The organism is Ruegeria sp. O11, from assembly GCF_056535285.1.
On record NZ_JBQERS010000037.1, the window covers coordinates 1 to 2,632 of the forward strand.

At 52.1% G+C, this 2,632-nt stretch carries 3 protein-coding genes and 1 pseudogene; 2 read left to right on the plus strand and 2 right to left on the minus strand.

Annotation, left to right across the window (positions count from 1 at the left end):
• Both ACRZ91_RS22095 and ACRZ91_RS22100 read right to left on the minus strand, forming a co-directional pair.
• Positions 1-225 (minus strand): hypothetical protein (locus ACRZ91_RS22095; RefSeq protein ID WP_480908632.1); only part of this gene is annotated, 225 nt, incomplete at its 3' end.
• Positions 218-379 carry a hypothetical protein gene (locus ACRZ91_RS22100; RefSeq protein ID WP_480908634.1) on the minus strand — a complete coding sequence of 54 codons (162 nt, stop codon included), beginning with the start codon at positions 377-379 and terminating at the stop codon, positions 218-220. The genes ACRZ91_RS22100 and ACRZ91_RS22095, both read right to left, overlap by 8 nt.
• 578 nt (positions 380-957) lie before the next feature.
• Between ACRZ91_RS22100 and ACRZ91_RS22105 the strand changes: the two genes are divergently transcribed.
• Together ACRZ91_RS22105 and ACRZ91_RS22110 are read left to right on the plus strand one after the other, a co-directional pair.
• The gene (locus ACRZ91_RS22105; RefSeq protein WP_480524000.1) at positions 958-1,932 is read left to right on the plus strand and encodes an adenylate/guanylate cyclase domain-containing protein; all 975 of its coding nucleotides are present in this window, start codon (positions 958-960) and stop codon (positions 1,930-1,932) included.
• Positions 1,933-2,197: 265 nt separating this feature from the next.
• Positions 2,198-2,632 (plus strand): annotated as a pseudogene (locus tag ACRZ91_RS22110) (hypothetical protein); the annotation flags it as partial.

Here is a 2,632-nt window from a genome sequence, read left to right on the forward strand (position 1 = left end):
CATACGGTCGACCACTTCGCGTTCATCACACTCGACATGCAGACCCTCGGTCGACCATGTGACGTCAGAGACGTGCGGAGCTGGGTAGTTGTGCGCCATCACCAAACGCATCTCTTCGGCGTACCAGGCGTCAAATGAGCGGAGATCATTTGGCGCTCCATGGTCCTCGACCACACCTCGGACCTTTTCCCTGAATTCTTTCCAGCTCGTTTCGACATCATCCATCAGTCACATTCTCCAGAACTTGGTCTTGTTGAGATGGAAGACCCCTCTCGAGATCTGGCAAGCCGTACCAGCCTTCGGGTGTGCGTCCGAGGCTCTCCTCGACCGCTTGTTTGATGTCTTTGAAATCAATTGCGTTCGTGACGTCGCCCGCCATTTCGGACACCTCCTGAGGATGGTAGGAGGCGTCGGAATCGAACCGACTCGTGCACTCTAATCTGGAGCAACTACAAGGATATAAGCCTCGCCCGCATACCAATGCTGCCTCCCACGGATTTCGCGTGAGTTATCGACCTCAGGCCGATATTCGATGGCAGTGGATGCGTGTGTACGTCATGACCGCAAGCTGAACCAGTTCGCATAGCCATGTCAAGACGGCGCTTGCTGCACTTCGAGTTTCACTGCGTAGTTCTGGGAACCTTCTAGCTTAGCGTGTGCCCGATACACTCATGCATCTTATTTTGCGGGTCAGTACAGCGTCGAGTTGCTCTCCGACAGCAAAACGATTCGATACCCTGTGATCCGGACTCGAACTCAGAAACTCCGTCGATAGTTCGCTCTGAACCGACGTGCGTCTTTTGATCTGCGTCTTATGCGCTCCGTTCTGGAGAAATACAAAAGTCTTGATCTGACCAAACCTCAGCGGCAGCATTGACCTGCATCTTTCGAAAAATGGAGATCCCGGTTGCAAGACCTTGTAAGCCTCATTCCATTTAGCGTCTCGAGTCATTTGTGATGATACGTTCCTCACCTGAGCTGCTGGCGGTTTCGAGGCGTTGGTATGAAATACTCAGAACCAAGAAGAATACTGACGAGTTGCAGGATTTTCTGTCGAAAGCAGATGAACTACGGTTCGTTGGGACAGGAGAAGGTGAGTTTTGGAGCGGGCAAGCAGTTCGCGATGGGGTTAGCGGCTTTTTCGCGGAGATCCCGGCACCAGTCGTTTTCGAAGAAGTTGAAGCTGAGGCCTTCGAAAACGGAGAGACGGGATGGTCATCCTTCGTCCACAAGATTCAGTTTGTCGGCTTTGATGAAGCCGTCTTTTACCGCACCGTTCTGATTTTTGTCCTGGAGGGAGCAGCCTGGAAGATCATCAATCGCCACGCTTCAGTGCCAACTCCAAATATTGAACTCGTGGGTAAAGAGCAGCTGGCCATCCAAAAACTGGTTGATGCTGCGCGCGAAGATGGACCCGAGCTGATCCAAACCGAAGGTTTGGCTTCAGTACTTTTCACTGATGTGGAGGGCAGCACAACGTTGGCGGAGGCGTTGGGCGATCAGCGTTGGTCGGTGCTGATCGAAAACCACTTCCAAGTCTTGGCGGCGATCATTGAAAAGTATCATGGCCAGTTCGTGAAATCCCTTGGAGACGGAACGTTGTCCGTCTTTCCGTCCGCGAAGGAAGCGCTAACGGCTGCTGTCAAGATTCAGAAGGCTATTGCATCGGCTTCCGAGGAGCCGTCTTTCGGTGTCCGGATTGGAATTCACACTGGTGATGTCGTGCAATCTCGTGGAGATTTTTTTGGCACTGTGGTCAACAAAGCTTCACGCATAACCACGGTTGGTGCGGCGGGCGAGATACTCGTTTCAGATGCGACTCGCGCCATGGTCGGAGGACGAACTGATTTCTCGTTTTTTGAAATAGAACCCAGACTCCTGAAAGGTCTACGCGGTCACCACGTCTTGTATCGGTTGGATTGGCAAGATTAAGTGTTGGGGGCGCCGTAACTCCGGCAAATCGCCTAGTCTCCTAGGGGAGCAGCACCGCCAGTTGTTTTGAGGTTCGCAGCACACCTTACATCGCCAGTAATTCCCGATGAATTGCGACCATCGCCCAGGTGTCGCGCGTGCAATACGCCACAAGATCAGCATATACCTTAGGGCTGCAAGCGCAGTGGGAGAATTGAATTTGATGTGTCCTTGAAGTGAATTAGACTACGAGCCAACTGTTCAGATAGCTCACTAAGAGGACATCATGGCAGCTCCTTTAGTCCAAAACTGGGAACTGACTGCCGCCGTTAAGGACATAGCCGATTGGCTGGTTCAACAGGGCTTGGAGAATGCGCCTGTGGAGCTCTGGCTTGAGGCATTCTGCCAACGTCTTGTTTCGGCAGGAATTCCACTTCAAAGAGCAAACATCACTGTTCGCGCTCATCATCCCGAGATTGGGACTGTCGCTTTTCGCTGGCACAGGGAAGGCGGTAATGAGCGAGAGAACTTTGTCCGAAGAACGGATGCGCCTGAGCAATACGTTCTAAGCCCGATTTACCATCTTTTGGCAAACAACGTTGAAGAGATAAGACAAGATCTGACAGTCGAAGAACCCGCGCTCAACTTTCCGATCTTCGACGAACTTCGCGAGCGCGGTGCAACTGACTACTTCGCTGTTAAACGGTTTTTCCTTATTCAG

Bases quoted from the DNA above. Each gene is read 5' to 3' on its own strand.
- ACRZ91_RS22105 (WP_480524000.1), top strand. From the start codon at position 958: ATGATACGTTCCTCACCTGAGCTGCTGGCGGTTTCGAGGCGTTGGTAT.
- ACRZ91_RS22100 (WP_480908634.1), bottom strand. From the start codon at position 379: ATGGCGGGCGACGTCACGAACGCAATTGATTTCAAAGACATCAAACAA.